At 52.8% G+C, this 26,583-nt stretch carries 26 protein-coding genes, 1 tRNA gene and 1 pseudogene; 14 read left to right on the top strand and 14 right to left on the bottom strand.

From position 1 onward, the window contains the following. Positions 1 to 207 precede the first annotated feature (207 nt). From F6X62_RS02095 to F6X62_RS02075, 5 genes are all read left to right on the top strand, one after another. Positions 208 to 648, top strand: a complete 441-nt coding sequence (locus tag F6X62_RS02095; RefSeq protein WP_153772562.1) for a pilin — start codon at positions 208 to 210, stop codon at positions 646 to 648. Between the two features lie 52 nt (positions 649 to 700). Then, positions 701 to 776: transfer RNA gene (locus tag F6X62_RS02090), tRNA-Thr, on the top strand. 164 nt (positions 777 to 940) lie between these two features. Beyond that, positions 941 to 2,269, top strand: coding sequence for an integrase arm-type DNA-binding domain-containing protein (locus F6X62_RS02085; protein WP_153772561.1), 1,329 nt, complete (start codon positions 941 to 943; stop codon positions 2,267 to 2,269). Between the two features lie 1,457 nt (positions 2,270 to 3,726). Beyond that, positions 3,727 to 4,470 carry a hypothetical protein gene (locus F6X62_RS02080; RefSeq protein WP_153772560.1) on the top strand — a complete coding sequence of 248 codons (744 nt, stop codon included), beginning with the start codon at positions 3,727 to 3,729 and terminating at the stop codon, positions 4,468 to 4,470. A gap of 2 nt (positions 4,471 to 4,472) precedes the next feature. Next, the gene (locus F6X62_RS02075; RefSeq protein ID WP_153772559.1) at positions 4,473 to 5,246 is read left to right on the top strand and encodes a bifunctional 2-polyprenyl-6-hydroxyphenol methylase/3-demethylubiquinol 3-O-methyltransferase UbiG; all 774 of its coding nucleotides are present in this window, start codon (positions 4,473 to 4,475) and stop codon (positions 5,244 to 5,246) included. Between the two features lie 76 nt (positions 5,247 to 5,322). Here F6X62_RS02075 and F6X62_RS02070 read toward each other — a convergent pair whose 3' ends face one another. The 4 genes from F6X62_RS02070 to rclC form a co-directional block, all read right to left on the bottom strand. Continuing rightward, the gene (locus F6X62_RS02070; protein WP_153772558.1) at positions 5,323 to 6,249 is read right to left on the bottom strand and encodes a restriction endonuclease; all 927 of its coding nucleotides are present in this window, start codon (positions 6,247 to 6,249) and stop codon (positions 5,323 to 5,325) included. Between the two features lie 336 nt (positions 6,250 to 6,585). After that, positions 6,586 to 7,569, bottom strand: coding sequence for an anti-phage protein KwaB (gene kwaB, locus F6X62_RS02065; RefSeq protein ID WP_153772557.1), 984 nt, complete (start codon positions 7,567 to 7,569; stop codon positions 6,586 to 6,588). After that, positions 7,566 to 8,153 carry an anti-phage protein KwaA gene (kwaA, locus tag F6X62_RS02060; RefSeq protein ID WP_153772556.1) on the bottom strand — a complete coding sequence of 196 codons (588 nt, stop codon included), beginning with the start codon at positions 8,151 to 8,153 and terminating at the stop codon, positions 7,566 to 7,568. The genes kwaB and kwaA overlap by 4 nt, the downstream gene beginning before the upstream one ends. 1,161 nt (positions 8,154 to 9,314) lie before the next feature. Next, positions 9,315 to 9,914 (bottom strand): reactive chlorine resistance membrane protein RclC, encoded by a 600-nt coding sequence (gene rclC, locus F6X62_RS02055; protein WP_112897383.1) that lies wholly within the window; start codon positions 9,912 to 9,914, stop codon positions 9,315 to 9,317. A 172-nt stretch (positions 9,915 to 10,086) separates the two neighbouring features. Between rclC and F6X62_RS02050 the strand changes: the two genes are divergently transcribed. Further along, on the top strand, positions 10,087 to 11,013 hold the full coding sequence (locus F6X62_RS02050; protein WP_151925803.1) for an AraC family transcriptional regulator: 927 nt from the start codon (positions 10,087 to 10,089) through the stop codon (positions 11,011 to 11,013). A gap of 72 nt (positions 11,014 to 11,085) precedes the next feature. On the opposite strand, the gene F6X62_RS25545 is transcribed toward F6X62_RS02050, so the two are convergent. Beyond that, entirely contained in the window at positions 11,086 to 11,316 is a 231-nt protein-coding gene (locus F6X62_RS25545) for a DUF2790 domain-containing protein (RefSeq protein WP_153772555.1), read from the bottom strand. A gap of 396 nt (positions 11,317 to 11,712) precedes the next feature. Here F6X62_RS25545 and F6X62_RS02040 point away from each other — a divergent pair, with 396 nt between their 5' ends. Next, entirely contained in the window at positions 11,713 to 12,063 is a 351-nt protein-coding gene (locus F6X62_RS02040) for a putative quinol monooxygenase (RefSeq protein ID WP_153772554.1), read from the top strand. A gap of 88 nt (positions 12,064 to 12,151) precedes the next feature. After that, a complete protein-coding gene (locus tag F6X62_RS25540) occupies positions 12,152 to 12,286 on the top strand; it encodes a LysR family transcriptional regulator (protein ID WP_112897392.1) in 135 nt (44 codons plus the stop codon). Positions 12,287 to 12,294: 8 nt separating this feature from the next. On the opposite strand, the gene F6X62_RS02030 is transcribed toward F6X62_RS25540, so the two are convergent. Beyond that, entirely contained in the window at positions 12,295 to 12,798 is a 504-nt protein-coding gene (locus F6X62_RS02030) for an Lrp/AsnC family transcriptional regulator (RefSeq protein ID WP_063542975.1), read from the bottom strand. Between the two features lie 138 nt (positions 12,799 to 12,936). On the opposite strand from F6X62_RS02030, the gene F6X62_RS02025 reads away from it, so the two are divergent. Further along, the gene (locus F6X62_RS02025; protein ID WP_153772553.1) at positions 12,937 to 13,872 is read left to right on the top strand and encodes a DMT family transporter; all 936 of its coding nucleotides are present in this window, start codon (positions 12,937 to 12,939) and stop codon (positions 13,870 to 13,872) included. Positions 13,873 to 13,960: 88 nt separating this feature from the next. On the opposite strand, the gene F6X62_RS02020 is transcribed toward F6X62_RS02025, so the two are convergent. Then, positions 13,961 to 15,091, bottom strand: coding sequence for an L-dopachrome tautomerase-related protein (locus F6X62_RS02020; RefSeq protein ID WP_218572543.1), 1,131 nt, complete (start codon positions 15,089 to 15,091; stop codon positions 13,961 to 13,963). Between the two features lie 51 nt (positions 15,092 to 15,142). Here F6X62_RS02020 and F6X62_RS02015 point away from each other — a divergent pair, with 51 nt between their 5' ends. Next, positions 15,143 to 16,033: a LysR family transcriptional regulator gene (locus F6X62_RS02015; protein ID WP_063546637.1), complete on the top strand. Its 891-nt coding sequence runs from the start codon at positions 15,143 to 15,145 to the stop codon at positions 16,031 to 16,033. A 39-nt stretch (positions 16,034 to 16,072) separates the two neighbouring features. Here F6X62_RS02015 and F6X62_RS02010 read toward each other — a convergent pair whose 3' ends face one another. The 6 genes and pseudogenes from F6X62_RS02010 to F6X62_RS01990 form a co-directional block, all read right to left on the bottom strand. Next, positions 16,073 to 16,861, bottom strand: coding sequence for a glycine betaine ABC transporter substrate-binding protein (locus F6X62_RS02010; RefSeq protein WP_063542979.1), 789 nt, complete (start codon positions 16,859 to 16,861; stop codon positions 16,073 to 16,075). Positions 16,862 to 16,873: 12 nt separating this feature from the next. After that, on the bottom strand, positions 16,874 to 17,971 hold the full coding sequence (locus F6X62_RS02005) for a major royal jelly family protein (RefSeq protein ID WP_256673863.1): 1,098 nt from the start codon (positions 17,969 to 17,971) through the stop codon (positions 16,874 to 16,876). A gap of 81 nt (positions 17,972 to 18,052) precedes the next feature. Continuing rightward, the gene (locus F6X62_RS02000) at positions 18,053 to 19,060 is read right to left on the bottom strand and encodes a zinc-binding alcohol dehydrogenase family protein (RefSeq protein WP_153772551.1); all 1,008 of its coding nucleotides are present in this window, start codon (positions 19,058 to 19,060) and stop codon (positions 18,053 to 18,055) included. 180 nt (positions 19,061 to 19,240) lie between these two features. Further along, positions 19,241 to 19,351, bottom strand: a pseudogene (locus tag F6X62_RS25320) (carboxymuconolactone decarboxylase family protein); the annotation flags it as partial. Positions 19,352 to 19,353: 2 nt separating this feature from the next. Continuing rightward, complete coding sequence (locus F6X62_RS01995) at positions 19,354 to 20,118, bottom strand: SDR family oxidoreductase (protein ID WP_153772550.1); 765 nt, start codon at positions 20,116 to 20,118, stop codon at positions 19,354 to 19,356. 25 nt (positions 20,119 to 20,143) lie between these two features. Continuing rightward, entirely contained in the window at positions 20,144 to 20,938 is a 795-nt protein-coding gene (locus F6X62_RS01990) for an SDR family oxidoreductase (RefSeq protein WP_153772549.1), read from the bottom strand. Between the two features lie 105 nt (positions 20,939 to 21,043). Here F6X62_RS01990 and F6X62_RS01985 point away from each other — a divergent pair, with 105 nt between their 5' ends. The 4 genes from F6X62_RS01985 to F6X62_RS01970 all read left to right on the top strand — a co-directional run bounded on the left by F6X62_RS01985 (position 21,044) and on the right by F6X62_RS01970 (position 24,972). Further along, positions 21,044 to 21,988, top strand: coding sequence for a GlxA family transcriptional regulator (locus F6X62_RS01985; protein WP_112897404.1), 945 nt, complete (start codon positions 21,044 to 21,046; stop codon positions 21,986 to 21,988). Positions 21,989 to 22,054: 66 nt separating this feature from the next. Then, positions 22,055 to 22,603 (top strand): TetR/AcrR family transcriptional regulator, encoded by a 549-nt coding sequence (locus F6X62_RS01980; RefSeq protein WP_153772548.1) that lies wholly within the window; start codon positions 22,055 to 22,057, stop codon positions 22,601 to 22,603. 164 nt (positions 22,604 to 22,767) lie between these two features. Next, positions 22,768 to 23,628, top strand: a complete 861-nt coding sequence (locus F6X62_RS01975) for an N-acyl homoserine lactonase family protein (protein WP_063542993.1) — start codon at positions 22,768 to 22,770, stop codon at positions 23,626 to 23,628. A 123-nt stretch (positions 23,629 to 23,751) separates the two neighbouring features. Continuing rightward, positions 23,752 to 24,972 carry an MFS transporter gene (locus F6X62_RS01970; protein ID WP_153772547.1) on the top strand — a complete coding sequence of 407 codons (1,221 nt, stop codon included), beginning with the start codon at positions 23,752 to 23,754 and terminating at the stop codon, positions 24,970 to 24,972. A 603-nt stretch (positions 24,973 to 25,575) separates the two neighbouring features. Here F6X62_RS01970 and F6X62_RS01965 read toward each other — a convergent pair. Next, complete coding sequence (locus F6X62_RS01965; RefSeq protein ID WP_153772546.1) at positions 25,576 to 26,517, bottom strand: aromatic alcohol reductase; 942 nt, start codon at positions 26,515 to 26,517, stop codon at positions 25,576 to 25,578. Positions 26,518 to 26,583: the final 66 nt, after the last annotated feature.

The following is a 26,583-nucleotide window of genomic DNA, read 5'->3' as shown; positions in this document are numbered from 1 at the left end:
GCTCCTTGCCACACCCGACAAGCCCCGTAACAGCTTGCCGCGCCCATCCCAGGGCAGAAATTCCAGACGCTCACTAGAGTAGTTGAGCGGACACGACGTCCAGCCACGCAGGGGTGACAAAAGGTGTCCATTGGGCTCTACTGCGCCCCAGCAGACCCCGGCCCGCCCAGCGGCTCGAGGCCTGACCGAATCGACAAGGAACCTGTTATGAAAGGGCAACGCGGTATCACCCTCATCGAACTGATGATCGTCGTCGCGATCATCGGCATCCTCGCGACCATCGCGATCCCCATGTACACCAACCACCAGGCCCGCACCAAAGCAGCGGCCGGCCTGCTGGAAATCTCCGCGCTCAAGACCCCGATGGACCTGCGCCTGAACGAAGGCAAGGACGTCGCCGACGTTGCCGCGCTAGGCGGACAACCCACGACCAACCACTGCGCCATCGTCGCCAGCGGCAATGCGGCTGCAGGCACCGGCAGCATCGTCTGCACCCTCGCGGATGCGCCTGCGAACGTCGTGGGCAAGCGCCTGACACTGACCCGCGCGGGTACCGGGTGGGCGTGCAGTACCGACATCGAAGAGGATCTTGCGCCCAGTGGCTGTGCAGGTTCGCCGGGGCAGGGTGGGGCGCAGGGTAATAAGTGAAGGGAAACAGGGGTTTGCGTATGGATGGCGGCGGTGGTAGCTTTGCGGACACGCCGGTGTAGCTCAGTCGGTAGAGCAGCGCACTCGTAACGCGAAGGTCGCAGGTTCGATTCCTGTCTCCGGCACCACATCCAGCTCCACTGCATTCCGCTGAATGCTTTGGAAGCCCTCTAAACCGGCCTTCTGGCCGGTTTTTCGTTTCCACGACCCTCCGTCGGGAACCAACAAAATCCCCAATAACCGGGGGTATTTTTGGGGTACAGCGTCTTTCCTGAATGGAGAACGTACCCCTATGCCACGCCTAGCCATTCCGCTCAGCGACCTCAAATGCCGTACGGCCAAACCGCGTGATCGTGCTTACAAACTGTTCGACGGCGGGGGTATGTACCTGTACGTCGCGCCCAGTGGCTCGAAGACTTGGCGGCTGCGGTATTTCAAACCCAACGGCAAGGAAGGCACGCTGATCATCGGCAAGTACCCCATCGTTTCGTTGGCCGTCGCGAGGACCAAGCGCGATGAGGCCAAGGCTCTGTTGCTCGACAACCTTGATCCGATGGAAGAAAAGCAGAAGGCCAAGATTGCTGCCCAGCGGGCGAGTCTTCTGTTTGAAACCGTCGCCTTGGAGTGGCACGTTGAAATGTCCCGACGCTGGACCGAGGGCCATGCCAAGACGGTGCTGAGCAGGTTGCGCACCCATGTGTTTCCACTGATTGGCCAGCGGCCTATCGCTGAACTCGACACCCATGATCTGCTTGAGGTCACCCAGCGAGTCAAAGATCGCGGCACCATGGATGTGGCGCTGCGTGTGCAGAACTATCTATCCGCGATCATGCGGGGTGCGAAGCGGGCGCGGCAGATCACTCAAAATCCGGCGCTCGATCTGGCCGGCTCGATTCAAGCGCCGCGCACCGTGCACCGTCCAGCACTCTCGCTGAACCGACTTCCTGAACTGTTGGATCGAATCGACAACTACACCGGTCGCGAGCTGACCCGGCTCGCAGTGCTACTGACGCTGCATGTGTTCGTGCGCTCCAGCGAACTGCGCTTCGCCCGGTGGGATGAATTCGACCTGCAACGGGCGATGTGGGAGATCCCCGATACCCGTAAGCCGATTGAAGGCGTCCGCTATTCCACTCGCGCGACCAAGATGAGTGGGGACATTCAGATAGTGCCGTTGTCGCCTCAAGTCATCGAGATCCTTGAACGGCTGCGCGGCTTGAATCGCTTCTCTGAACTGGTGTTGCCCGGTGATCACAGGTACTGGAAACCCTTGTCGGAGAACACGGTTAACCAGGTGCTGCGCAATATGGGGTACGACACCACCAAGGACGTTTGCGGGCATGGTTTCAGGACCATGGCTTGTAGTGCCTTGCTGGAGTCGGGGCTATGGACGGACGCGGCGATTGAGCGGCAGATGAGTCATCAGGAGCGTAACCGCGTGCGCGCTGCGTACATCCACAAGGCCCAGTTTCTGGAGCAGCGTCGGTTGATCATGGCGTGGTGGAGTAACTACATCGACGCCAACAGATCGGGCCATATCACTCCGCATGAGTTTGCCCACCCGGTAGGCGGTAACGTCACCGCCTTGCCAAATGGCCATGGCGCATTCAATCGCGGTTGAGCCTGCATGATTGGCGCTGGCTGCTCTTTCACGCGGGTCCATCCAAACAGGGCTGCAAAGCCGCCCTGTTTGGATGGACCTCACTTTGAAAAGCTAAAAGCCACGACGTTGTCCGGGGTTTACCACGGAATTCCACCGGTGGATTACCGCTTGTCACGGCTCAAGTAGCGCTGAATTTCGAGCCTTGACCGGGTTTATCCACAGGCGTAGAACTGGACGTGCAAGCGCTGTCGATGACAGCATCCCAGGTGGCCCGAACCTTTAAGGCCACGCCGCTCCCGCGGTGGTTCTCCCCCCAAATGGCGATTCGCGTCCGGCAGCTCGCCCGGTCACCTCCCCGGTGATGGATGCCTACTTCAGATCATGGCCCTTGTTCGCCAGACAACACCTCCTACTTCGCTGCCCTGCAGCAACCTATCCGCTTGGCCCGATCTTGCGCCAACCTGCGCCCGTCTCTTTCTCAGGAAAGAGACGGGCGCTTCTAGCACTGCTGCAGCCCTTATCGCATTTGGCTTTGCGGCTACTCCACTCATGACAATCGGCGTGACAAACGCCGATGTCACCAGCAACAGCGATGTAGATGATGGTGCCGCAGACCACGGAATGGACTGCACCTGACTGACGGTCAGGCATGCCCCGGTCATCGCATTGCTGCGTTCACCCGGCTCAGGATCTCGCGGCACTGGTCTCGTCAGCCAATGCAGCCTCCACCCGCCCACCGGTAACGGTGCTCAGGAGGCCAGATCATGAGATGCCCTTGCTCCCGGTCGTAAGGAGCCGCCAGTCCCGCGTAGTGGACATTCCCCACAGGTCGCAGGGGCCTTGATCCCTGATAACACTCAGCATTCTTGGCGGGATGACGTGGGGCGAGGATCGGAGAAGAGGCTATGAGGTGATCGACATGATATTGGTAAGTAGGCGGGATGGCCGCAATTTTTGGCTAAGGCAGGCAGTTAAGCTATGCAGGGTTGTAGGCTCTGAAAGGCGTGTCCGGTGGTCAGGCGCTGGCGTGCATTTTGAGGGCCTTTGTGGAGCTTGACCTGACGTAACTGCTCCGTTTTTTTCGGGCTCAGAATGGGTAATAACAGTTGCTGGTAGGCCCAAGTCGTTACACAACTCTTGTTGAGTGATGATCTACAGAGCCAGACTCAGATTTCAGAGGTGCTTTTAAACGCTACACTAGGATTAGTGTTTAGGAGTATTCCAACCTCCTTGGTTTGATAATATTTGCCATGTTGTTGAAGGAGTTTAGATCTGAATATCGCCGAAGGTGAAGGCCGAAAGTGAAGCTGTACGAGTGCGGTCACCGTCTATGACGGTTTGACTTCGCGCGACCTTTTGTCATTAATTATTTTAGTGCCGGCGTAGCTCAATGCGTCACAAAAAATCTGAAAATCCGGTAGAATACCTCTTCTGGGTGCTTGGCAAGCGTTCAGATACTCGAGAGGTAATGGAAAATGAGAGAGCCTTCCAGTCAGGGGTTGGTTTGGAAAGTTATAAAATGGATAAATCTTGATAATAGGTTTGTGATGAGTAAACAAAAAAAATGGCCTCGCCCCAAACGTTCCCGCGATACAATGGCACTCACTGTGAAGTTGGTTGTTATCGTCCTTAGTATGTTTGCGCTGCTTGCTACGCTTTATCCTCTCGTAGACTTTAATAAGATCACTCCCGTTACTGCTTCGTCGATATCAATAGTTGGAGTGATTATTTTATTTCTTTACGGTTTTTTGGTCTTTTTTGAAATTTATTCAGCCGATGGAAAACGTGTTTTCAAGCAGTCAGACGCCGACTCAATTAAAAATTATATGCTTCATTGGATAGCTTATGGTGGTCGAGTGGCAATCTGGACCCGTGATATGAGTTGGGCTAAGGATTCTGATTCCCAAGAGTTACTGATGGATAAAGCAAAGAGTAATGAGCTAATTATATGTTTGCCGAAGCATACAGAGTTCTCTAGAGAGCTAGAAAAATCAGGCGCGAACGTCTACGAGTATGGTGCAGAACTGTTAACTGACCCTAGTGCACGCTTTACCATTGCATATTATGGTCGAGATGGCAGTAAGGTGGCCATTGGCAGAGCTAAAGCTGACCAACACATTGTCGAAGAGTTCAATTCAGGGGCGCATCCAGCATTTCATTTGGCTTATGAGCTTGTGCAAATTGCAAAAAATGCCTCCACTAAAAATGATGGTAATTAGCGATGGCGTCGAATTTTTTTAAGGTTGAAAGTGTCTCCTCCCAGGAACTAGCTGATGAGTGGGACTGTCTAGCTTCAGAGAGACATAACCAGATCTACGAAGGGCGAGATCTTACATTTACACATGTAATGGCGCCACTCGTTGAATCTCTCGTGGGGAGTGATCTGGATGCAATATTGATAGATATTGGTTCCGGCACTGGGGAACTGACAGGGCGCCTTGCTGCGCATTTCAAGAAGGTGGTGTGTGTTGAGCCATCAATTAAAAGTTTGATAATTGCCAAGTCTATTTTGTCAATTTTCTCCAATATCAACTTTATCAATTCGGATTTTGAGGATTGTGAGGGGGTGCTGTCACAATATGCGGGCGTTGATCAGAAGTGTGTGTTTTTAGCTGCGATGATGTTGTCTGCAGATCCTCAACTCGATAGGTTCGCACAAACTTTATCTCGATTAGCACGTCAGGGTGATGAGTTCATCGCAACTATTCCGCATCCGTGCTTCTGGCCGAGATACTGGGGGTATGAGAAAGAGTCTTGGTTCTCCTACAAAAAGGAGCTTATGATTAAGGCTCCATTTAAGATATCTTTATCGGATTCCGAATTCAAAACTACACATGTACATCGCCCTGTGGATAAATATATATCTACTTTTTCGAAGTTTGGTTTTCGGTTGCTTGAAATGTCAGAGCCTGTCCCAAGTAAAAAGATTCAATCGCTTTACCCCAAAAAATGGGAGTTTCCTAGATTCCTGGCTTTTAAATGGGTTAAGGGTTAAAAGTGTTTATTTGGTTCGGTGAGGCTGCTCGTGAACGTTAGGTTTGGCAGGGCAGTGATTTTTCACTGTTAAATGTCTATGTTTCAATGTTCAAATGCTGAGCGCCATAAGTCGAACTGATCGGGGTGTCGGTGTCTGGTATAAAAGCACCGACAATTGTTTCGTTGTGGTTGCATGGTATTTTTGAGTATTTTTCATATCGCACGAAGCTTTGATTGAGCCCGATTTTAAAGCGACTGGGTATAAAAACGTTATGTGTGGAGTTTCCGAGGTGTGTTTGTGATACGAAGTCGGGGAGGTTGTTCGTGTGTCCAAATAAATACCAAATATTTATATGCAGCGTTACCGTAAACCAAGGTACTTCTACCTGAAAGCCATCTGCGTCTCGAACAAAAAAAGGTGGGTTTAAGCTGCTTGGTTTCCAATCCAAGGTAATAGGCTCTTCAGGTATATTGATCACCCCTTCCCGTAGCTCTTGAATCACTAAGTTGCGAAGTGGTATGTCATTGATGGTGGTGAAAGCACTGGCTGCTACTTTTCTCTCAACACTGTTGTTCTTCATCAGGGTTTTAACTTGAAGCGATGGGTGAACGACCTTTATGATGGCAGGTACTTCTATGACAAGCTCTTTTAGCATTGTGTCGGCACTGTCGACAATGCATAGTCCTATACCAAGTCGATTTGCTTTTTGGACCGCCGTTTTGCTAAATCCTTTCCTTGAAACCAATATTCCTTTACTAGCTTTTACATCTGCTAACTTTGAAGCGAATGCATCCACATGAGTCACGTTCAGCTTTCCAGAGTAATCGCGACACTCTACTATGGTTGTATAAATAACCCCCGCATGTTCATGCTTTACTAAAACATCAATCTGTCTGGGTCCATCAGGACTTGGTACTTTAACGTCTCTCTCAACGGATGTCAGCCTTTCATCTTTGCATAGAGAAGTATAAGCCCAAAAAACCATCGATTCATAAAACTTTCCATCGTTTTTAGCTTTCATAAGTGACTCAGCTGATTAGATTAAAGTTTGGTCAAGAATGTGTGGCGGTCGCTCTCAGCTGTCAGCTTTCGCCTCAAAGCTACCATTGGATAGCACCGTGAGACCAATGACACTACTCTCGAGAGAGTGCTACTCTTAGGCTCGCATTGGCAAGTCTCAAGACATTGCCGCTTTATTCAGTCTACTGGACGGATGTTTGACAGCGTTCCGCCCTAGGTGTCTGATTCGGCCAATCATTTCTGTACTTCAGACCCGTGCCAGTCACATGGCAACTGGGATAGGATCAGACCCCTAAGCTAACCGAGCCTGAGTTAAACAGGGTCGCTGGTGGTGTAATCATACTGCCTCTGCCTCATTTTCTAGTGTGGTTGATTCAATGGCATCTTTTGCAAGGCTATCATAGTATCGTTTAGTAAGCTCAGATTGAAGGAAGTCATCATTCAATAATTTCAAGAATAAACTCTGTGATTTTTTTGTTCGTAAGTTGAAGCGTTCCCCATCGGCTGTAAATCTAAATCTTCCTCGCAGTGCGGGGTGCGTGTTTGCGAAATTAATTACATCTGCATTGGGTATCAAATTCAGAACGGGTGAGGAACTAGCGGCTCGTACAAGCTTTCTTGAGAATGAAATGTCATCCAGTCGTTCAGAGAACACTTGCAAATTTTCTACTATATTTGCTTGCCTGATGTTCTCGATGCCTTGAGTGGCGATGTTTTTGATCGCATCATGAAAGCCAAAGAAACGTTCTAGTGTTTTTAAGTCAAGGATGTAATATTGGCCATCAATTTTGAAAAATTCAAACTTTGCGTTGATCTTCAAAACATCTTCGTCGAGCTTTTTAAAGCGATTGGTCCCACGGGAGCGCGTTAAGCTGAAGCCTGTATCTTTTCGCAATAAGGAAACTGGGTATTGATATTTGTACAATGCCATCTGATGTTCCGCATTGCCCAAGAGAATCAGAATACCTTCAAGGTTGCTAAGGCGATCATTTGCAAATGAAAACTCTTCAAAGTCATCTGCTGTGATAATGCTTCTTAATTGCTGTAGCTCATTAGGGATGTCTGGTAGATCATAATGATATATGGTTTCGCGGCGATCATCGGCGCTAGATAACTCGATCAGGGATAGGTCGTCATTGAGAAGTATATTTTTGGCTAAATTATCAACAAACATTCTGGTTAATTCGGCCTGCGGTTCTTCATCAATGTCAGCTTTTTTGACTTGCATTCCATTGTTGGAGTCTAAAAGGAAAAAAATTTCAGAGCCACAACCTTCTCCGATGACGTCGGATATTTTTGCCTTCAGTTCATCAATTGTCACGATACTTTCCTTGCGAAATAAACTTTTTCGTCCAGACTTAGTCGATTAATGTTGTCGCCTTCAGTCAATCGTTCTTTTGAAATTACTACCAAGTTTTCTTTTAATCCAAGGCGTGTCTCTAGAGTTACTTTGTATACTCTGAAGCCTAGTACCGCTAGGGTTGGGTTTGCATAAAATTTATCAGTTTTTATGTAAATTATGCCAATGATTACTAGTAGTAATCCAAGTGCAAGTAAGTATCTGGTGCTTGTTAGGTTGAAGCAGATTAGGGGGATGATGTAGGTTGTGAGGAATGTCAGATGTTCATAGTTAACATCTTCAATTTTTACTATCTTCGCAGCAATGCTTTTGCTGCCTGCAATACGATAGTCGAAACGTAAATAAAATAAAGTTCCAAATGCCAGAAATAATAACGCAATAATGGATACGATATTTTTCTGAATCAGTGGCAAAATACCGATGAATTTACAGTTGTCGCCATAACAAAATGGCACGTCAATGGTAACAACTATAATCAGAAGGAAAAGAAACCACAGTGAGAGTATATATAACTCGAATTTTTCACCGCTTTCGTGCGTTCTCATGATAGTACGATTCCTTTCGCTCCCCATTGGCCACTATAGGGCCATCATCCACCCTATTCGATTTTATGAATGGTGTCCACAGGTCCTGCATGGCGAATCGCCCTTTTTTGTAGTGTATTGAGGGCTGATAGTAGCCAAAGGTCACCATGCGCCATTTGGGTCCATTTGCTGCACTTCCCCACAAGCTGAAGAGTTTCCGATTCGATTCCACGGATGGCCATAAATAGCTGATTTTTTTATAGATACCCTATGAGGTACATCAAAAAATCCACTAAATTCCAGCCCCGCGAAAACCGGGCCCTCACGGCCAACAACCGTCCGTCTGTCTCCGGCACCAGTAAATTCGGGCCCTACGAAGTCCTTTTTTCAGTGATCTAACTGACCGTCACACCAGCCTTACAGCAAAAAGCCCCGCGCAGTTTTTACTGGTGGGGCTTTTTTCATTATTAGATTCAACGATACCAAAGTGAATCCGGGATGAGAAATCCTTATGCCTTTGGCTTTTGGTGCCTAGCCGCTACGCTTTTGCTGCTCACTGCAGCAATTGGCGTCAGCCGCGATTAGCGCTGCCGAGATGAAGGACATAATTGCGGCTGGTGGGCGCCTGGTCCACCGCGGCACAAGCCATCACCTCTCTAGCGCTAGTCATTTTTGCTGTGCTGGGCTTCAACACCTGGAAGCGCCAAGTTAAGTACGAAAAGGGATGAACGTGGTTTGGACTGTGATGGCTGCGCTTCACAGGGGCGACGTTAGCTTTCAGCGCGTGGCTACCGAGCTACTCGTGTCAGGCACCCCTGTTGACTTCGACGTCGTAAGGTATCGAAACGACCGGGCGCTGGGAGGGTATCTCAAGGAGCTTGAGGAGCAATGCGTTTTCGAGCCAGTTACGCATATCTGGACACGGCGCAAGCAGTCATGGCTGGTGCTGCCAGGGACTATCGCGCAATGGCAGGAGAGCCCGACGCCAGTAGCATTCGCCGCAGCACTAGGGCAAATGAGTCTGCTCTTTCATGAGTGAATGTGGCTCGCCGAACGGCAAATAGTCAGGTACGACTACGTCCGCTATGGGTCGAAAGCAGCAGGTCACTACTGACCGCGATCGACCCATGGATACCCTTTTTCTCGACCGCGCGTAGCGCTGGCTCGGGGCGGGAGGGCTACCTAACCACTCACTCTCTTCTTATCCAGATTGATCAGGCTGGTGCCATTAATTAGCTGCTTAGCAGAGTCAGCAATCATCAACACACTACCTGCCAGCATCAACACATCCTTCAAGACCAAGCGTCCAGCTCCAGAAAGGTACGGGAAGCCGAATTGAGCATCTCCTAGATTCGCTACCCACGCTTCAGGCGTTGTGATCAGGAACGACAGCGTCACGATGGGTGTGAGGAAAGCGAGCACAGCTCCCGCGAGCCCCAGCTTCGGTGAGACAAGGTAAGCCAATACCAAAAACCCTATGCTGATCTCGACCACGCCCAGTCCATTTGAGAAGGCATAGGTATGGTTGGCAACTTGCCAAGCACGCTGCGCTAGGTCGAGCTGGCCTTCATGCGTGAAGTGCTCCCGATAGGCCTCTGGATGTGCATAGAGGAACGAGAAGAATGGGCTGTTTGCCACAAATGGAGTGATGCTGTCAGCCTCGTAGGGCACGAATTTCAACGCACCAATCCACAGGAAAACAATGGCCACGCCAAAGCGAACGAGATGAATTCCAAGCTTATCCAGGCGGCTTGCAATGACCAGCAGTTGAAAGGGACTCATGGTGTGATTCCTTGTGGTTTCAAGATGAGTCCATCCTAAGAAGATTCCGCTTCGCGCTTTTGCCGGATGCGCTCCGCCTTTTTGCCAATCGTCTCAATCATCGCCTTTGGCGACTGCGCTTTCCCCTGGGTTGGTTTAAATTGCGCCCGGATAGCCTTCTGAAGAGATGACCATGACGACGTTAGACAAACTCATCACGCTTGCTGATGTGCGCGGCAGCATGGATCTGCGTTGCCATTTTGCGGGGCGTTGGTCGATTGACCATCAGCCGGATGAGCTCGGTACTGCGCGTTACCACATCGTCCTCTCAGGCCGCTGCCAATTACGCTTGCCTGACCACAGCCTTATAGAACTCAACGCGGGCGACATCCTGTTGCTCCCACACGGCACCGGCCACTTGCTTCAAAGTGATTCGGATGTTGATCAGCCAAATCGTCCGGTGGTCGTTCGCGAGGGGCTTTTACCTTTGCATCGGTTAAAAGGCGAAGGTGAGCCCTTGGATCTGCTATGTGGGAGGTTTATTTACCAGCCAGGCTCATCACTTTTCGAGGCGCTGCCTGAGTACATCCATGTCAGCTTGAGTTCGACACAGTCCGCTTCTGCGCTCTCTGCAATGACTGGACTGATTCGTAGCGAAGCCGAAGCCAACCACCATGGAGCTCGGTCCATAGTTGATGCCCTGACTACCGCGCTGTTCACAATGGTTCTGCGGTCATGGCTGGATACCAGCCCACCTGTTGAAAGTAGCATCGGTCTTCTGGCTGACCGTCGTCTTTCCAAGGTATGGCATGCGTTGTTAGAGGATCCCTCAGATGCCTGGACCGTTGAGCGCATGGCAGAAATGGCCAACATGTCGCGCGCCAGCTTTATGAGGGCCTTTACGCGCATAGCAGGTTGTCCTCCGGGAACCTTGCTGGTTCGAATCAGGATGGAAATCGCATGCTTGCTGTTGGCAAAGACGGACTCTGGTTTGAGTGATATCGCTTTGGAGGTGGGTTACCAAACGCAGGCGTCATTCAGCAAAGTCTTCAAGGATGTGCTGGGGCAGACCCCTGGACAATATCGGCGAGAGCGAAAGCTGGGGGGAATTGGAGGCTAGGCTCGCTAAGGATGCGGATTGACTTCGCGGTGGGCCCGGCGCATTGCGACGGGCCAATCACCAAATCGTATATCAGCTGTCTTGGTGAGTTTCAGCGACGCGTTTGTAGTAAAGGTCGTGCTCTACCCCCGCGTGATCACGGTACACCAGCTTCACCGTTTCCAGCGCCTGTGAAGTTTCGGACTGATCCACAACGTCTTGCGAGACTACTTTATCCACGTCAATCACGTCACCGTAGCGGTACTGGTGAGCGTCTGTGTCCGGATTGTTGCCTTGTGCTACCGCGAAAGCGGCCGGGGTCATTATAGGCGAGTGCAACAATGAATTTTTTCATGATCATCTCCAATTTGTTTGCATGAGCGGCGTGTCGCTCGTTTGTTGGCGGGATCTATTCGACTCCCTTGATGACCATGCTATTGGCGAAGCTGCACGAGCTCTTTCGCTTTCGGCTCAGGTTCTTGTCCAATCATCTCAGGTAGCTCAGCGCACCGTTTTGCCGATAAATCCGACCTTCCGGAGTGCGATGCTTGCCAGGGCAGACGTTAGGAGTAAGGCTGCTCCTACCCTTGAACGCGCGGGCTACATCCAGGAGCAACAAAGGGACTTTCGTCAATTTGTTGAAACTGTTTCGCTACCCTTTGGGTTTCACGTGCTAGTGGAAGTGATCAAGCTAAGGTATCAACAAACTGGGTGCTCGGCATGACTAGTACGATTACCGTTGTAGCGCATATCACCGCAGATCCATCATCAGTAGCTGAGGTTCACAGCGCTCTGCTAATAGCTGTCGAAGCGACGCAGTCAGAGCACGGGTGTCTTCATTATCGTCTTTTTGAAAACATGGACACTCAAGGCCACTGGACCATGCTTGAGCTTTGGCAAAATGATGATGCGCTGACTCAACATACACTCGGTGAGGCGTTTAAAAATTTAAGCGCGGCTATCGACGGCAAAGCGAGTGTCCAGGTTTTTCGCTTGGCTCCAGCTGCTTCTGCTGTACAGGTGGAGACTGTTGTAAACCCAAACTTCTGGCTTGGAAACGGTTTGCCATGAGCTCTAAGCTAACGTAGCGTCTCAGTTTGGTTTCGGACTTGTCAGGTTCTCAGGTGAGACATAAGTTAGTGGAGGCCAGACCTTTTAAGTGTTCTTGGCGGTGGCTGAAGCCAGTCATTTTACTAGCGCCACATTTTCCCTAAATATTGCCGTCCCAACGCTGAGTCGATGGATCAAGGAAATGGAGGAAGAGTTCACTCCTCGGTTGAGGAGCGAAAGATAGAACGAACGTTAGTTATTGCTCGCTGAAGTGCGCCCCCTCAAGTGATTCGTGGGCAGTGCAGTCGTATATTTAACTTGGCTAAGTGCGAAACTCGATTTGATGCTTGCCACAACGGGTATGGTCGTCAAACAGTCAAGCAGTAGCGTCTGATACTTTGTCAGGTCTTCGCTCACCACCCTCAGCATAAAGTCCGCCTCGCCGCTCATCAAATAGCACTCCATCACCTCTGGGCGCTCCCTGATCGCGTTCGTAAATACTTCTAGAGACTGCTTGTCCTGGAGTTTGAGCGACACGTGTACGAATACATTTATTGCAAGGCCGAGCGCTGCAGGATCAACTAGCGTAACGGCGCCTCGCAAGACCCCACTTTCCTTCATCTCTGAGACACGTCGCCAGCACGGCGAAGTTGAAAGCCCTACCATTTCAGCGAGTTCGGCATTGCTTAACTCCGCGTTTTCTTGGAGTGCATCAAGGATACGCAGGCTAGCGTCATCGAGCTTTGAGCGGCTCATGGTAAATTTTTCCTCTGCATGAGAGCTTTCCAATGAAATGTACCGGTATTTCTACTTCTGAGGAAGAGATAGGTACGTTTTTTCGCGTGCTCAAAAATATCATGGTGCTACGTAACTAGATTGCAACGAGGTGGCACCATGCGCGCTTCAACTCAGCAAGTGTTTAAGACTCGCTCCAAGAATTTCGGGATATCTTCAACTTACGTTTGGCTTGGTGTCATGGTGCTTCTGTGGGGAAGTAGCTGGCCGGTTACTAAGCTTGCATTGCATGACGTACCTCCGCTCTGGCTGGCTACCATTCGTTTCGCCAGTGCCGCGGTTTGTCTTTTTGCTTATCTGGTCGCGAGAGGACAGCTCAAGCTTCCCGTTAGAGGGGATATGCCAATCATCGCAAGCGTGGGTTTGTTGCAGATGATGGCTTTCACAGGTCTGGGTATGGTGGCGATGGTTCATGTCGACACTAGCCGCGCTGTGCTCTTGGCATACACAACGCCACTGTGGTGTGTGGTTGTCGCCTGGGTCATGTTCCGTGAAATGCCCTCTCGGTTGCAGATTGCAGGGCTTGTCATAGGGATGTCAGGGATCGCGGCTGTGTGCTCCCCAGGAGAGCTCGAATGGACAAACCGGGAAACAGTGTTGGGGGCAATATTCCTGCTTCTTGCAGCGGTCAGTTGGGCAATTGTCATCCTTCACGTGAAACGTCATCGGTGGGTGACCCCGCCTCTGGCGCTTGCCCCGTGGCAGATGCTCTTGGCTACCATACCGTTGGCGATTGCAGCATATGTCAGCGAAGGCCCACCGACATCCCTTGTCTTGGATAGGAAACTGGCTGAGGAATTGTTTTTCATTGGTCCGATTGCGACATCGGCGTGCTTTGTGATCTCTGCGGAGTACGGACGGCGAATTTCGACGTTTGGCATGTCAAATTTCACCCTTGGGGTACCCCTGATTGGAACAGTGTTCTCTTGCTTGGCTTTTGGTGCGACCGTTTCCACCATGTTCCTTGCCGGGCTCGGCCTGGTGGTTTTGGGGGTCGTGGTTTCTGCATTAGCTTCGCGCTCCCGCCGGACCTAAACCATAAAGGTTGGCGGAGGCTTTTCGATAAACCCGTTTCAGAGCTCGCAATGCACAAGGCATCGGCTCTGAAACGGGTGCAGTGAGGTTACTTAGGGTCTATACGATAGACGCTCAGTGGTCGCTCGACCTTCGATGCGCCATTGTTGAACAAGCCTACTCGATCAACTTGTGCTGCCGGCAAGTACAATCTGCCCTGGTTGTCGAACGCCGGTGCATCGACCCAGTGCAGGCGACTGTCCTGTGCAATGGTTTGAATGGTGCCGTCAGTGGCGATTCGCTTGACGCTATCTTCAGCCAGGTCACTGAAGTAGAAATTGCCCTTGCTGTCCATGACTGTTCCACCGACCGGCGGCAGGTCTCGCCAGAACTCGACATGTTTGATGAGCTCAGCTTCAGGCAGGTTGGCGTCATCCAGCCAGCGCGTTTCAATCTTGTGCCAAGGGCCTTCCAACGGTGCAAAGTAGAGCCATTTCCCGTCCGGGGATACTTCAAGGGGATCGGAGTGCACCCTCAATGCTGTCCCATCTGGCGCTCTGACTACTTTGCCGCTCAGGATAATGTCGCGGTTCTTGGGTGCGCGTACAGCAGGACTGGTCGTTAAGACGCGCCGGGCTTTGTTGGTTTCGAAGTCCAAGACAACGATGCCAGGAACGCCAGCGTCCGTCAGGTAGGCATGCTTGCCATTGAGGCGGATATCGTCGATGTAGCTATGTTCTTGAGCGATGCTGCTGTCGAATGGGATGACCTTGATCACTTCGCCGCTTTTTAGGTCAACGACCACGACCTTTGCACCACCTGGAATGACTTTACCGCCGAAGTCAGTTACGCCTGCATCGACAATCCACAGCCGGCTATTGTCATCAACACGCATTGCATTGACATTGACGAAGCGCTGTTCGGCCGGAATGGTTGCGTCATTGCTATTCCAGCGCTCATTTGGAAAGGGATGGGGCTGGCCTGCTGGGTCTAGCTTCGATACGGATGGCCCCGCTGAACCAGTCCATTTTGGGCCCGATACGTATAGGCCTCCGGCGCTGTCCACAGCCACCGCATTCCATACGGCATTTGCCGATTGGGCTACCACGTGAAGGGTTGGCTGCACTTCGGCGTGGGCTACACCGATCAAGCCTGCCATCACAGCTGTTAGTACAAATCGTTTAGAGAAGGTCATTGCAAGTTCCTGTTTGAAGGGCTGGGCAATGATCATTTTTCCCATTACGCTGAAAAACCTCGCCATCACGTAAAGAATTTCGTCAAAGTGAAGAAAATCATACGAATCGATGATCTGCAGGTCTTCGTATCGACGGCTGCTGCGGGTAGTTTCTCCGCCGCGGCGCGGTTGCTTGACATCTCGCCCGCCTTGGCGAGCGGTGCCATTCAGCGTCTGGAAAGCAACTTGGGCGCGAGATTGTTTGTTCGCTCGACGCGTCGGTTGAGATTATCCGATGATGGCGAACGCTACTTGCCGCACGCGCGGCAAGCCTTGGAAGCACTTGATAATGGTGAGGTAGCGTTGACCCAGGGCCGTGACGAGATCGCTGGCACTATTCGTTTGTCGATGCCATCTGATATCGGCAGGAACGTGTTGCTCCCATGGCTAGATGAGTTTCAGCAAACGCACCCCATGGTACGTCTGCAATTGCGGGTTAGTGATCAGGTGGCTGATCTGGTGGGGGAACATCTGGACGCTAGTATCAGGTATGGACAGTTGAGTGACTCGGGCCTGGTGTCCTTAGCGCTCGCACCGATGAACCGCAGAACAGTCTGCGCCTCGCCGGCGTATCTCGCGCGTCATGGTATGCCGGAATCTCCTGAGGCGTTGAGCGAGCATAATTGCCTGAGATATGTAATGGGCGAGCAAACTTACGAGCGTTGGAGCTTCAATTTTCCACAGGGAGTGCGGACGGTTCAGGTGACGGGTGATCGAATCAGCGATGATGCCGACATTGTTCGACGCTGGGCTGTCGCCGGATTGGGGATCGTTTACAAGTCCAGGCTCGATGTTGCTGAGGATCTTCGTAGCGGCCGCCTGGTTGAGCTATTCCCGGAAAGCTATGGGCAGCCGGCGCCGCTTCAGCTGGTATGTGCCCATCGCACATCGCTCACGCCGGCCATCCAATCGCTTAGAGCCTTTCTAGCAAAACGTTTCGAAAGCTAGTCGGGGCTCAGTGGCGGGGCACGGGGCCCTGCTACTGATTCAAGCTCCCGCCGGTGCCGACTGACGTGCGAGCCAGATGTCTGCAGCTTCCAAGGCTGAAAGCTTTTTGTGACGGATAAGAAAATCAAGCTCACTGACCGCGGCATTGCCAGGTTGTAGCGAGATTAGGTCCTCAATCAGTTCTTTCGGCATCTCTTGCACAACGTCACTGGCGGCAATGAGCGTTGCTTGATCTTCACCACCCAACAGCCCGAGCGGTTCATCTAGGGCTCGGATTTGATAGGCATGGTGCAAATATTGAGGATGCCACAGCGGCACGACAAACCATTCCCGCTCGGCATAGGATTGCTCATAACGATTGAAGCAATCAGCCTCGGTGCCTTGCGCAAAAAAGTAGCCTTCAGCATCCAACGCGTATTGCGTCACCATGGCTTTGGAAAAGCGACTGATACCGGCACCAGGGTTTATGCCTTGGATGCGGCGGCTCATCCGCTGGGCAACATCCGGCCTCAGCAGGTCTGCAATCGTAGCGACCTGGTCCTCCGGTACATAATCAGGCACACCCCAAATGCAGAATGGGTTGTATAGAACTCCAAGGGAAGTGCTCGGTTTCTTGCAAGCTGCCAGGTAGGCACCGTGGCTGGCTGGCAGCCAGGCTGATACGAGCATCTCTACCTGTCCTTCGCTGTACAACCGGAACATTTCCTCATGAGGCGCTGTGCTGACGTCCACCAGATAACCATGTCGCTCTAGCGTGCGCTGCACAAGCGCTGCGCTAGCGGCATGGAAGCTGAGGTCGATGTAGCCCAAGCGAATGTGCTTTTGCATGTCATTTCCTTATCAATGCGTTTGCGCAGGCTTGGCGTCGATCTTGACGCGCATCAGGCTGTAAGGTTTCACCCGTTTGTCTTGGCCATCGTTGAAGCCAGGCGAGCGGTGCAGCTGGTTGGCAGTGAAGTACAGATATCCGTCTGGGCCGATCGACAAGGTATCCGGCCAAAGGACTCGCGAATCCTCAACCACGGTTTGCCAAGTGCCATCGGCAAGGCGTTTGCGGATGGAGTTGTGCTCATAATCCCCCGCATAGACTGCACCGTTAGCATCAGCCTCAAGACCGTCGGAGGCGCCTTTTTCACCAAGGTCAACAACTGCTTGTTCAAGTTCGGCTTCGCTTACATTGGGGTCTCGCAACAAAGCCGTTGGAACCGAATACAGGTGTCGACTCGAAAGCGGACAGAAATACAGCGTCTTACCATCGCTCGACAGGGCGATGCCGTCCGAGGCTACGGTCAGCAATCCTGATTTACCCTGCGCGTCGCGTGTGATGAGTGCTGGTTTCCCTTCGATGACAGGTCGGAACTCAGGGTCTACGGAAGTCGATTTGGCCCCGCTGAGGCGGCGGGTTGCCGTACCGCTGGCCAGGTCCAGCACGATGATTCCACCTGGCCCTTTTACCGACGAATCGGTGACGTAAGCGATACCTTCCTTACCTACGCGAAAATCAAAACGTACGTCATTCACATAGGTAGTTGGCAGAATCACTTCACGCGGGAACACAACTGTTTTCACGATCTTGTTGGTGTTCAAGTCGATTGCGATCAGCTTGGCTCCACCTGCCTTGGGCTCGGAGAAGGCGGGAGCGGCTGTATCCAATACCCAGACACGCCCTTGACCGTCAGCTACAACGCTCTGCACGCTGATGAACCCGGCGGCCGGATCCTTGGCGTTTTCCACATTCGTTTTCAGGTCCGGGTAAGGAACCAGATGGCCCTGTTTAATCTCCGCCACGGTGTAGGGTACTTCATCTCCCCAACGAGGGAAGTTGATGAAGATCCGACCCGTTTCGGTGACGGTCACGCCTGTAGGCATGGCGCCATTGAAAGCGAAAACACGTTCGGGGTTGGTGCCTGTGCCCGAGGCGGTATCGGCCATGGCCATTGCACTGAGCGAGACCGCGACAGCCAGGCCAGTGGCTTGGAAGAAAGCTTTCATATGCTTGTCCTTGAGCGTATCAGCGGGTTAGAAGCCTTCGAGAACGATCTTGCCTTTGGCTTTACCGCTCTCGATCAGAGCATGGGCGCGCTTCAGGTTATCTGAGCCGATTTTGCCGAAGTGTTCCCCAATGGTGGTCTGGATGACGCCGTTATCGACCAGCTCGGAAATTCTGTTCAGCAACTCATGCTGTTTGATCATGTCTGCGGTTTGATACAGAGAGCGCGTGAACATGAGTTCCCAATGCAGCGAAAGCGATTTGCGCTTGAGTGGCATGACGTCCAGTTGTGCTGGGTCATCAATCAGCGCCAGTTTGCCTTGCGGGCGAAGCACCTCAACGATCTGGTGCAGGTAGGTTTCGGTGTGGGTCAGGCTGATAACGTAGTCGACCGGGTTGAGTTTCAGGTTTTCAAGCTGCAGCGGGATCGAGGCGGAGTGATCAATCACATGGTGGGCGCCCAGTTCTTGTACCCAAGACTGGGTCTCTGGCCGCGACGCTGTACCGATGACGGTGAGTTGGGTAAGTTTGCGGGCCAGCTGGACCAGGATCGAGCCAACCCCGCCACCGGCGCCGATGACCAGCAGGCTTTGTCCTTTACCACCGTTCTCCTGAACGCCCAGTCGATCGAACAACAGCTCCCAGGCAGTAATGGAGGTCAGCGGCAAGGCTGCGGCACTGGCATTGTCCAGGCTACGTGGTTTTTGGCCGACGATGCGCTCATCCACCAAGTGAAATTCGCTGTAGCTACCAGGACGATCGATCGCGCCGGCGTAAAAAACTTCGTCGCCAACTTTGAACAGTGAAACGTCGCTGCCTACTTCACGGACGACACCAACGGTATCCCAACCCAGCACTTGGACCTCTTGGCTGGTACTGCGGGCTCGCACCTTCGTATCTACTGGGTTCACCGCAATCGCCTTCACTTCGACAAGCAGATCTCGAGCACCTGGGGTGGGCTTCGGCAGGTCCGTTTCGAACAGGGAACGAGCGTTTTGGATCGGCAAACCAGCTTCTTGGAAAACTACGGCTTTCATATGAGGTTGTCCTTTACAGGTCAGAGAGTGATGTCAGGCTAACTCCCTTCGTAAGCCTCAAAAACTAGCTAACCCGAGGAAGACTTTCGCCGTTTCGCTGAAGGTTGAGGCGATCAGCCATTCACGGAATGGCTGATCGTTTTAGGAGGCGCGCACACGTCGCTTAAGTTAGGCGTCCGATCAGATCGCTTTCGGTGGGAAATCGATATCTGTTTTCGCCACGTTGTTCAGGTAGTTCGTCAATGTCAGCAGCGAGACCTGCGCGATGACATCAACGATTTTTGCATCGCTGTTCAGGCGACAGGGATAGGGTTTGCGGCCAGTGCCTCGTTGAACTGGTTGATCAGTTCATGCTCGTTTGGCCCTTGGTTGGCTCGTATTGGTACGACGCGGTCAACCAGGACTTCGGTTGTCGCTGTCTCCAGTTTTTCCAGGGTCTCTTGGATGAATTCGTCCAGCGGCATGGCGCGTTCATCACCACTTTTGTGAATCAGATCGGTGTCGACCCATGGCGGTGCGATTTCCAGAACCTTGACGCTGGTATCGCGCAGGGCAAAACGTTGCGATAGCGAGTAGGAGTGAATCGCCGCTTTGGTCGCTGAATAGAGGGCTGTCGCGGCCAGTGGCAGATAGGCCAGTACCGAGCTGTTGTTGATGATGTAGGCATTGGGTTGGCGCTTGAGATGTTCTACAAACGCTGCGCTAACACGCACCGGGCCCAGCAGGTTGGTTTGCAGCAGCCCTACAGCCTGCTCATCGTCATAATCGCCAGAGCCTGGGTTGTCGAAAGGCATGATGCCGGCATTGTTGATGATGACGTTCAGCGAGGGATGGCGACGGATAACCTCTTGTGCGACATCCTTGATCTGCTGGGGATCATTGATATCAAGCTGAACGGTGTCGATGCCGGGATTGGAGCTGGCGATTTCATCCAGCAGCGATTGGCGTCGGCCCGCGATGATGACTTTGTTTCCACGCTGGTGGAACGCTTCGGCCAGAGCGCGGCCGATGCCCGAGGTGCCGCCAGTAATGAAGATGGTGTTCGCGCTAGTTTTCATGATTTGTATCCTTTCAATTGATTGATTAAACGTCGTAACGCGGAGCGAGTTTGTTGCTGGAGAGATGTCCGAACAGCGCCTTGCGGCTGCTTTCGTACAGCTCGAAATGCTGTATGTCCTGCATGGAGGGGATGGAGATCAGGACACCGTTGTCGAAGTCTTGAAGGGCGCCATCCACCAGATCGGTTGCTGACATCACGATGTTGGGATCAAGGTTCTCGACGGGCAGTCCCCCGATTTCCCAGAAATCGGTAGCCGTAGCTCCTGGCAGTACCGCCTGAATCTTGATGCCCTGTTCTGTCAGCTCCTTGTGCAGCGACTGAGTGAAGGCCGTGACGTAGGCTTTGCTTGCGCCATACACGCCATTCAGAATTTCCGGTGCCAGGCTGACGATTGATGAGATATTGATGATTGCGCCCTGTTGGCGAGCGATGAAGCCCGGAACTGCGGCGTAGGTCAGTCGAGTGAGTGCCGTGACGTTGAGGCTGATCATCTCGGCCATTCGCTCCACATCGCTGTCCAGCAAACGGGTGTGAGTCCCGATGCCTGCGTTGTTAACCAACAGATTGATGCTGGCGTCTTCGCGCAATTTGCGTTCCACTCGCGCCAGGTCCGCTGCGTTGGCCAGGTCTGCGGGGAAGACTTCAACGCTCTGCTGAGTCTCGTTGGTGAGGCGGCTCGCAAGAGCGTTCAGGCGATCACGATTGCGGGCGACCAGAATCAGGTCATAACCACGTTGAGCCAGGCGGTCTGCGAAAATTGCGCCGATGCCGGTGGATGCGCCTGTGATCAGGGCGGTGCCTTTGTATTCCTGAGTCATGGTCCAGCTCCGTTGTTTGGGTGTGGAGCCATGATGCAAAAAAATAGATTTGTCTTAAACGACGCATATGGTCATGTTTTAGGACGTCGCAATCGGAGCACGGTTATGCATCGAATCGGCTACTTGGTCACGGATGGATTTCAGGTGATGTCTCTGGCCACCCAGGCGGTTTTTGAATTCGCGAACATGGTCGCGGGCGAGCCTGTGTACCGGATTCAGAACTACTCGGTGTCAGGAGGGACCATTCGATCATCCTTGGGTATGCACATCGATACGCTGGCTTTGGATGATCCAGGGCTTGCAGATAGCTGGATGATCACAGGTACACTCACTCCGCTTACGCCTCCCGCTGCAGAGGTTCTGTCCAGCGTGCAGGGATTTGCCCAGGGCTCTAGGCGCATCGCGGGCATCTGCACAGGAGCGTTCGTCTTAGCTCAAGCGGGTGTCCTCGATAACCGACGTGCGACTACTCATTGGGCATATGCCAAGACTCTTCAAAGCATGCACCCGAGCATTGAGGTGGAAGAGGATCGAATCTTCATTGTGGACGGCCCTGTTTGGACCTCTGCAGGAATGACCGCGGGCCTCGACATGGCATTGGGGATGGTGGAGAAGGATTTGGGAACGGAGCTTGCGAAATCGGTGGCCCATAAGCTCGTAATGCACCAACGCCGATCAGGAGGGCAGTCTCAGCACTCTGAATTGCTTGCTCTGGCGCCCAAGTCTGATCGCATTCAGAGCGCTTTGGATTATGCACGTAAGCATTTGAACAGGGCACTGAGTGTTGAAGAGCTCGCGGAAGTTGTTCATCTGAGCCCAAGGCAATTCACGCGCGTCTTCACTGCCGAAACCGGTCAATCACCTGCGAAAGCGGTGGAGAGTCTACGACTAGAGGCAGCTCGGCTAATGATCGAGCAGAGTCGCCATAGCCTGGACACGGTAGCAAGGGAAACCGGGTTCAGGGATCGTCGACACATGCGCGAGGTCTTCATCCGAGGTTTTGGGGTTCCCCCGCAAGCAGTTCGCCGCGATGCTAGGCGAGTCGGATAGAAATCGCTTTCCTATCCAACCGAACGGTTCGATACTGGGATCATGTCGACCGTTTAGGTACCGAAAATGGGACGCCCTCGAAAATTCAATCGTGAGACGGTTCTGGAGAAGGCACTGCCCGTGTTCTGGCAGTACGGCTACTCCGGCACCTCTCTTCATCATCTTGAGCAGGCTACGGGCGTGAATAAGTCAGGCCTGTATTCAGAATTCAAGGATAAGGATGATCTGTTTCTGAGCGCTTTGGCGTATTACTACGCAAACCGCGGAGCACCAGAAATCCTGACTGCTCAGCCGCAAGGATGGGCAAATATCGAGCGTTTTCTTCGGCTTGGCGACCCTCAAGATAACGGGTGTATGGGCTGCTTTTCGGTCAATGCGCTACGTGAGTTTCCCGTGCTTTCCGATCAGGTCCGTCAACTGCTCGTGGATTGTCATCGTCGCCTGCTCCCGCAAATCGCTGACAACGTAAGGGCTGAGAAGACCCGACTGGCTCCAGAGATTATTGCGGACATCATCATGGTGTTTTTCTCTGGGGTGTGCGTTGAAAGCTGCTTGCCTGCTGATGGGACTGGCGATCGGGTCAGCCACTTCATGGAAGCGTTGCGGGCTCTCTGAGCAACACCTATCACCTTTTTGAACCGAATGGTTTTTTTCTCTTGCGCCTGAGTTTGGGCCGCCCTATATTGAACCGATCGGTTCTTAATGGGGCAGTGCAAGACGGTACTTACCCGTCCTGACGGTCTGTCTTAACCCAAGCGTCGCCTGCAAGGAGAATCACCATGGCACTGAAGATCCATCCTATTAACCTCGGAAACATGCAGATGGATTCGAGCGGTCTGGTCATGTTCCGGAACCCCGGCGAGCACGTCACCATCCCGGTTCTGGGTTTTCTTATTACTGGAGGGGAGGAACCGATCCTGGTCGATACGGGGTCACGCAATGCCCAGCAGTATGAAGAATATGGACTGACGTACGAAGTGACGCCGCAAATGACGCTTGAATACCATCTGGCCCAGCATGGATTGCGGATGAAAGACATCCGGCACATCGTCCACACGCATGCTCATATCGATCATGTCGGCATGACTGATCTCTTCCCGATGGCGACTACTGTCGGCATCTCCCGTCGTGAGCTGGAGTTCGCTGCATCCGGCATCATGGGACCGCTCATGTACACCGCGGCTGATACCAAGCATTTGATTGATCGTCTCCACACTCGAGGCGCAATTCGCCTGTTCGATGTCGACGGCACGTTCGAAGAAGAGGTTATCCCTGGCGTAGCAGTTCGACTGTCAGGGGGACACACGCCAGGCTCGATATCGGTCCTGGTCGAAACTGACGAAGGAATGGCGAATATCTGCGGCGACATCGCCTATGACATCCACGACCAATTGATTGAGCCCATTCTCGATCAAGCGTCCCATGAGCCGACGATTACAGCGAATCGTGCCATGTCCACACTGGATGAAAAGAGAGCTCTCAAGAGGGCGCTTGCAGACAGCAAATTCCTGCTTCCAAGTCACGACGCCCCTGCCTTGATCAAGGGCGGAAAAGTCGTAGGGCGTATGCTCGATGCGATTTCTAATCCACAAGCTGACGCTACAAAAGCGATCAACTATTCGCTTTTGGCTTCAGTGTGACGCATGGCTTTCATCACCTTTGCACGCGCTCGCCCTTGGCGAGCCGTGCGCTTCGGGACGGGAACACTGGTATTTGCGATGGGCGTATGCCTGTTGATCAACCGCTTACTGTGAGCACAAGTCATGGACCAGATTCTGATAACCCCTGGAATAAGCATTGCCAATGACGACAAGCAGCGTCTTGGCCCGCGGACTCGTTTTGGGCTGCTTGCTTCCATCACAGTGACTTTCCTGGCTGGATCCAGCGTACCTACGCCGTTGTATCCGATCTATCAGGACCAGTGGCATTTCACTGCGATGGGCATCAGCTTTATCTTCAGTATTTATGCCATATCAGTACTCGCCGGACTGCTAGTGTTTGGACGGCTGTCCGACTATGTCGGTCGTCGATCAGTACTGTTGTGGACGACCGTTTTGCAATTGGTGGCCATGTACATGCTGGGTGTAGCTGATGGCTTCACGGATCTAGTGCTTGGCAGGCTGATTCAAGGCGTGTCGACAGGAGCTGCTGTTCCAGCGGTAGGCGCAGCCTTGATTGACCTCAACCACAAGCGCGGCGCGATCGTGAATGCCCTCACTCCTGCCATCGGCAGCGCTGTTGGCGCTCTGATGGGTAGCGTATTCGCACAGGCATTACCGTACCCCACTCATGCCGTGTTCGCGGCGCTAGCTTTTATTTTGGCCATTCAGGGCGTTGGTCTACTCATCATGAGGGATGTCCGCGCAAGAATACCTGGGGCTGCCCGGTCACTGATGCCTCAATTCAGCATACCCGTGCATGTGCGCGGACCAATGATCATTGCATCGTCGCTGTTCGTTGCTGGCTGGGCTGTCGCCGGTTTTTTTGCTTCGATGGGGCCACGGCTAATTGAGCAGCTCTTTGCGCTACCCGCGTCATGGGCAGGAGGATTGGTGTTGGCGGCTTTCGCTGGAAGTGGGGTAGCTGCTATCGGGACATTCGTTAATCGGTCAATGCATACTCTCTCCTGGATTGGTGCACTGGGGCTGCTGACCGGTATGGCTATGGTCTTGGCCTCATTGATCACCGGTTCGCTCACACCCTTTATCTTTGGCGTTGTGATTTCCGGAGCTGGCTTTGGTGCTGGTTTTCAAGGTGGCATCAGACTGGTTTTATCCAAGTCACGTGCCGAGGAGGTCGCGGGTGTATTGTCCGTTGTCTTCCTCTGTTGCTACCTCGGTATGGGTGTTCCGGCGATGATCGCTGGGTACGCGGTAGCTAGCGGATACGGCATCTTCGATACCGCAATAGTCTTCGCCATTCTGGTAATGAGTCTTTCATTCGTAGCGGTTTACAGGATGATGAATGGTGGCGGTAAGGTATGACGCTAGTAGAAAAGTAGAAAAGGCCACATTAAGTGGCCTTTTCTATGTGCAGCTTCTGGTCAGCGACTCCGCGACGAATGCCCCGATGTGCCTGGCAGTGGCGATGGGGTATTGCATGTGGGGGCCGTGCCCGGCATCCGGCAAGCTGAGTTGGGTCAGCGCCTGCTAGGCTCTGCACGAAAAGCCTTGATACTCGGTGATGCTGCGTTGAAAACAGCCTGGTGCGCCAGCCCGGTCGAAATGCTCATTTACAACCCGTAAAGTCGAGCGCGACTCCGACCGTTCCTCGGCTGTTTTCGCCTTGCCTGACCTTCGTCTCATAACTTTTCATACAGACCCTAGTTCTCTGCAGGGAATACGATATCTTGATCACCGCCTATGTGAAGTACTGGGATGTCGGTGGTCTTGAGGACCTGCATTACCGCTTCTACGGGAAATACCGGGTTCTCCGGAGCGTCGCCGAGTTGCTCTGCGGCCCAGGCAGTTGGCACCTGCGGACGAATTCAGTCCCTTTCGTGTTGGTACGACTCCTGGCTCCCGCACCAGGCCCACCCTTTCACCCTCCCAGGCGCATCTCCGAACTTCCTCAACTTCTGTTAGCGCTTATCTCCCTTGAAGGTTTGCGCGAGCCCACTGCTCGGCGGTCGTGACGTGAATCGCCTGCTGTTCATTAAATGTGCCCGCTTTCGGCCAGGCCACGCCTCGGCCCTGGGCAAACACGGCCCGGTACTTCTTGATGTGATGAGTCGGGTCTTTTTCCAGTTCGTCCATCAGATACGGAACCGTCCATTCGTTACGTTTGAAAGGTCGTCCAAGGACACGTTCGAGCAGCCCAGCAACTTCATCGTAAGTAACCGTATCGCCCGAGAGGTACACGATTTCGTTGCGCAAGCGGGGCTCGAAGAAAACGATTTCTGCTGTCAGCGCCCCGATGTCGTCGGGTGTGGTCAGGGTGACGCTGTTATCCAGCCCGCCCAGCGCGTTCACCGTGTCATTCTCGAAGTCCACCACTTCGAAAATGGGCTCAAACATGAAGCTGGTGAACATGCCCGTCGAGATGATGACCCACTCAGTCTTGTCTTGAGCCCTCAGCAACTCGCGAACGTCAAGCTGGGCATCGAAAAGGTCCTGCGGGCTTCCGCGTCCAATCACTTCAAAATCCACGCCGAACTGCCACGGGAAGTAGCGCTTGACGCCGGACTTCAGGGCCGCAGTGGCAAGCTTCATCGGAGTTTCTCGGCCTGCAACCATCCCTGCGCAGCCAATGACGGTATCGAATTGAGCGAATACCGCCGCAAGCTGGTCGATGGAGTCGCTCACCAGATCGGCAGCGACCATCTGAATGCCGAGGCTACGAAGTTCATCGATTTCGGCCTTTTTCGTCGGGACTTGGGTGTTGATGGTGGATTCGCGCAGCAGCACGCTGACCGTTGAGCCTGGGGCTCGTTCTGCAACCCGAGCAAGGTTGCGAAGCACGGGCAGCCCAAGCTCTCCTGCGCCTAATACGAGGATCGATTGAGGGGTTGGCTGGGTGGGATGGGTCATGATTTGTCCTGGTTAAAGTTGCCTGTAAGATGGACAAATGCTTGCACGACTATGCAGCGCTCGTAA

The organism is Pseudomonas sp. MNR3A, assembly GCF_009650575.1.
Lineage (GTDB): Bacteria > Pseudomonadota > Gammaproteobacteria > Pseudomonadales > Pseudomonadaceae > Aquipseudomonas > Aquipseudomonas machongensis.
Note: the sequence above shows the minus strand (reverse complement) of the source record. Positions and strands in the feature narration are given on the sequence as shown.

What these genes read in the sequence shown, in the direction of transcription:
- F6X62_RS02095 (WP_153772562.1), top strand. Translation starts at nt 208, where the DNA reads ATGAAAGGGCAACGCGGTATCACCCTCATCGAACTGATGATCGTCGTC.
- F6X62_RS02085 (WP_153772561.1), top strand. Translation starts at nt 941, where the DNA reads ATGCCACGCCTAGCCATTCCGCTCAGCGACCTCAAATGCCGTACGGCC.
- F6X62_RS02080 (WP_153772560.1), top strand. Translation starts at nt 3,727, where the DNA reads ATGAGAGAGCCTTCCAGTCAGGGGTTGGTTTGGAAAGTTATAAAATGG.
- F6X62_RS02075 (WP_153772559.1), top strand. Translation starts at nt 4,473, where the DNA reads ATGGCGTCGAATTTTTTTAAGGTTGAAAGTGTCTCCTCCCAGGAACTA.
- F6X62_RS02070 (WP_153772558.1), bottom strand. Translation starts at nt 6,249, where the DNA reads ATGAAAGCTAAAAACGATGGAAAGTTTTATGAATCGATGGTTTTTTGG.
- kwaA (WP_153772556.1), bottom strand. Translation starts at nt 8,153, where the DNA reads ATGAGAACGCACGAAAGCGGTGAAAAATTCGAGTTATATATACTCTCA.
- rclC (WP_112897383.1), bottom strand. Translation starts at nt 9,914, where the DNA reads ATGAGTCCCTTTCAACTGCTGGTCATTGCAAGCCGCCTGGATAAGCTT.
- F6X62_RS02050 (WP_151925803.1), top strand. Translation starts at nt 10,087, where the DNA reads ATGACGACGTTAGACAAACTCATCACGCTTGCTGATGTGCGCGGCAGC.
- F6X62_RS25545 (WP_153772555.1), bottom strand. Translation starts at nt 11,316, where the DNA reads ATGACCCCGGCCGCTTTCGCGGTAGCACAAGGCAACAATCCGGACACA.
- F6X62_RS02040 (WP_153772554.1), top strand. Translation starts at nt 11,713, where the DNA reads ATGACTAGTACGATTACCGTTGTAGCGCATATCACCGCAGATCCATCA.
- F6X62_RS02030 (WP_063542975.1), bottom strand. Translation starts at nt 12,798, where the DNA reads ATGAGCCGCTCAAAGCTCGATGACGCTAGCCTGCGTATCCTTGATGCA.
- F6X62_RS02025 (WP_153772553.1), top strand. Translation starts at nt 12,937, where the DNA reads ATGCGCGCTTCAACTCAGCAAGTGTTTAAGACTCGCTCCAAGAATTTC.
- F6X62_RS02020 (WP_218572543.1), bottom strand. Translation starts at nt 15,091, where the DNA reads ATGGGAAAAATGATCATTGCCCAGCCCTTCAAACAGGAACTTGCAATG.
- F6X62_RS02010 (WP_063542979.1), bottom strand. Translation starts at nt 16,861, where the DNA reads ATGCAAAAGCACATTCGCTTGGGCTACATCGACCTCAGCTTCCATGCC.
- F6X62_RS02005 (WP_256673863.1), bottom strand. Translation starts at nt 17,971, where the DNA reads ATGGCCATGGCCGATACCGCCTCGGGCACAGGCACCAACCCCGAACGT.
- F6X62_RS02000 (WP_153772551.1), bottom strand. Translation starts at nt 19,060, where the DNA reads ATGAAAGCCGTAGTTTTCCAAGAAGCTGGTTTGCCGATCCAAAACGCT.
- F6X62_RS01995 (WP_153772550.1), bottom strand. Translation starts at nt 20,118, where the DNA reads ATGAAAACTAGCGCGAACACCATCTTCATTACTGGCGGCACCTCGGGC.
- F6X62_RS01990 (WP_153772549.1), bottom strand. Translation starts at nt 20,938, where the DNA reads ATGACTCAGGAATACAAAGGCACCGCCCTGATCACAGGCGCATCCACC.
- F6X62_RS01985 (WP_112897404.1), top strand. Translation starts at nt 21,044, where the DNA reads ATGCATCGAATCGGCTACTTGGTCACGGATGGATTTCAGGTGATGTCT.
- F6X62_RS01980 (WP_153772548.1), top strand. Translation starts at nt 22,055, where the DNA reads ATGGGACGCCCTCGAAAATTCAATCGTGAGACGGTTCTGGAGAAGGCA.
- F6X62_RS01975 (WP_063542993.1), top strand. Translation starts at nt 22,768, where the DNA reads ATGGCACTGAAGATCCATCCTATTAACCTCGGAAACATGCAGATGGAT.
- F6X62_RS01970 (WP_153772547.1), top strand. Translation starts at nt 23,752, where the DNA reads ATGGACCAGATTCTGATAACCCCTGGAATAAGCATTGCCAATGACGAC.
- F6X62_RS01965 (WP_153772546.1), bottom strand. Translation starts at nt 26,517, where the DNA reads ATGACCCATCCCACCCAGCCAACCCCTCAATCGATCCTCGTATTAGGC.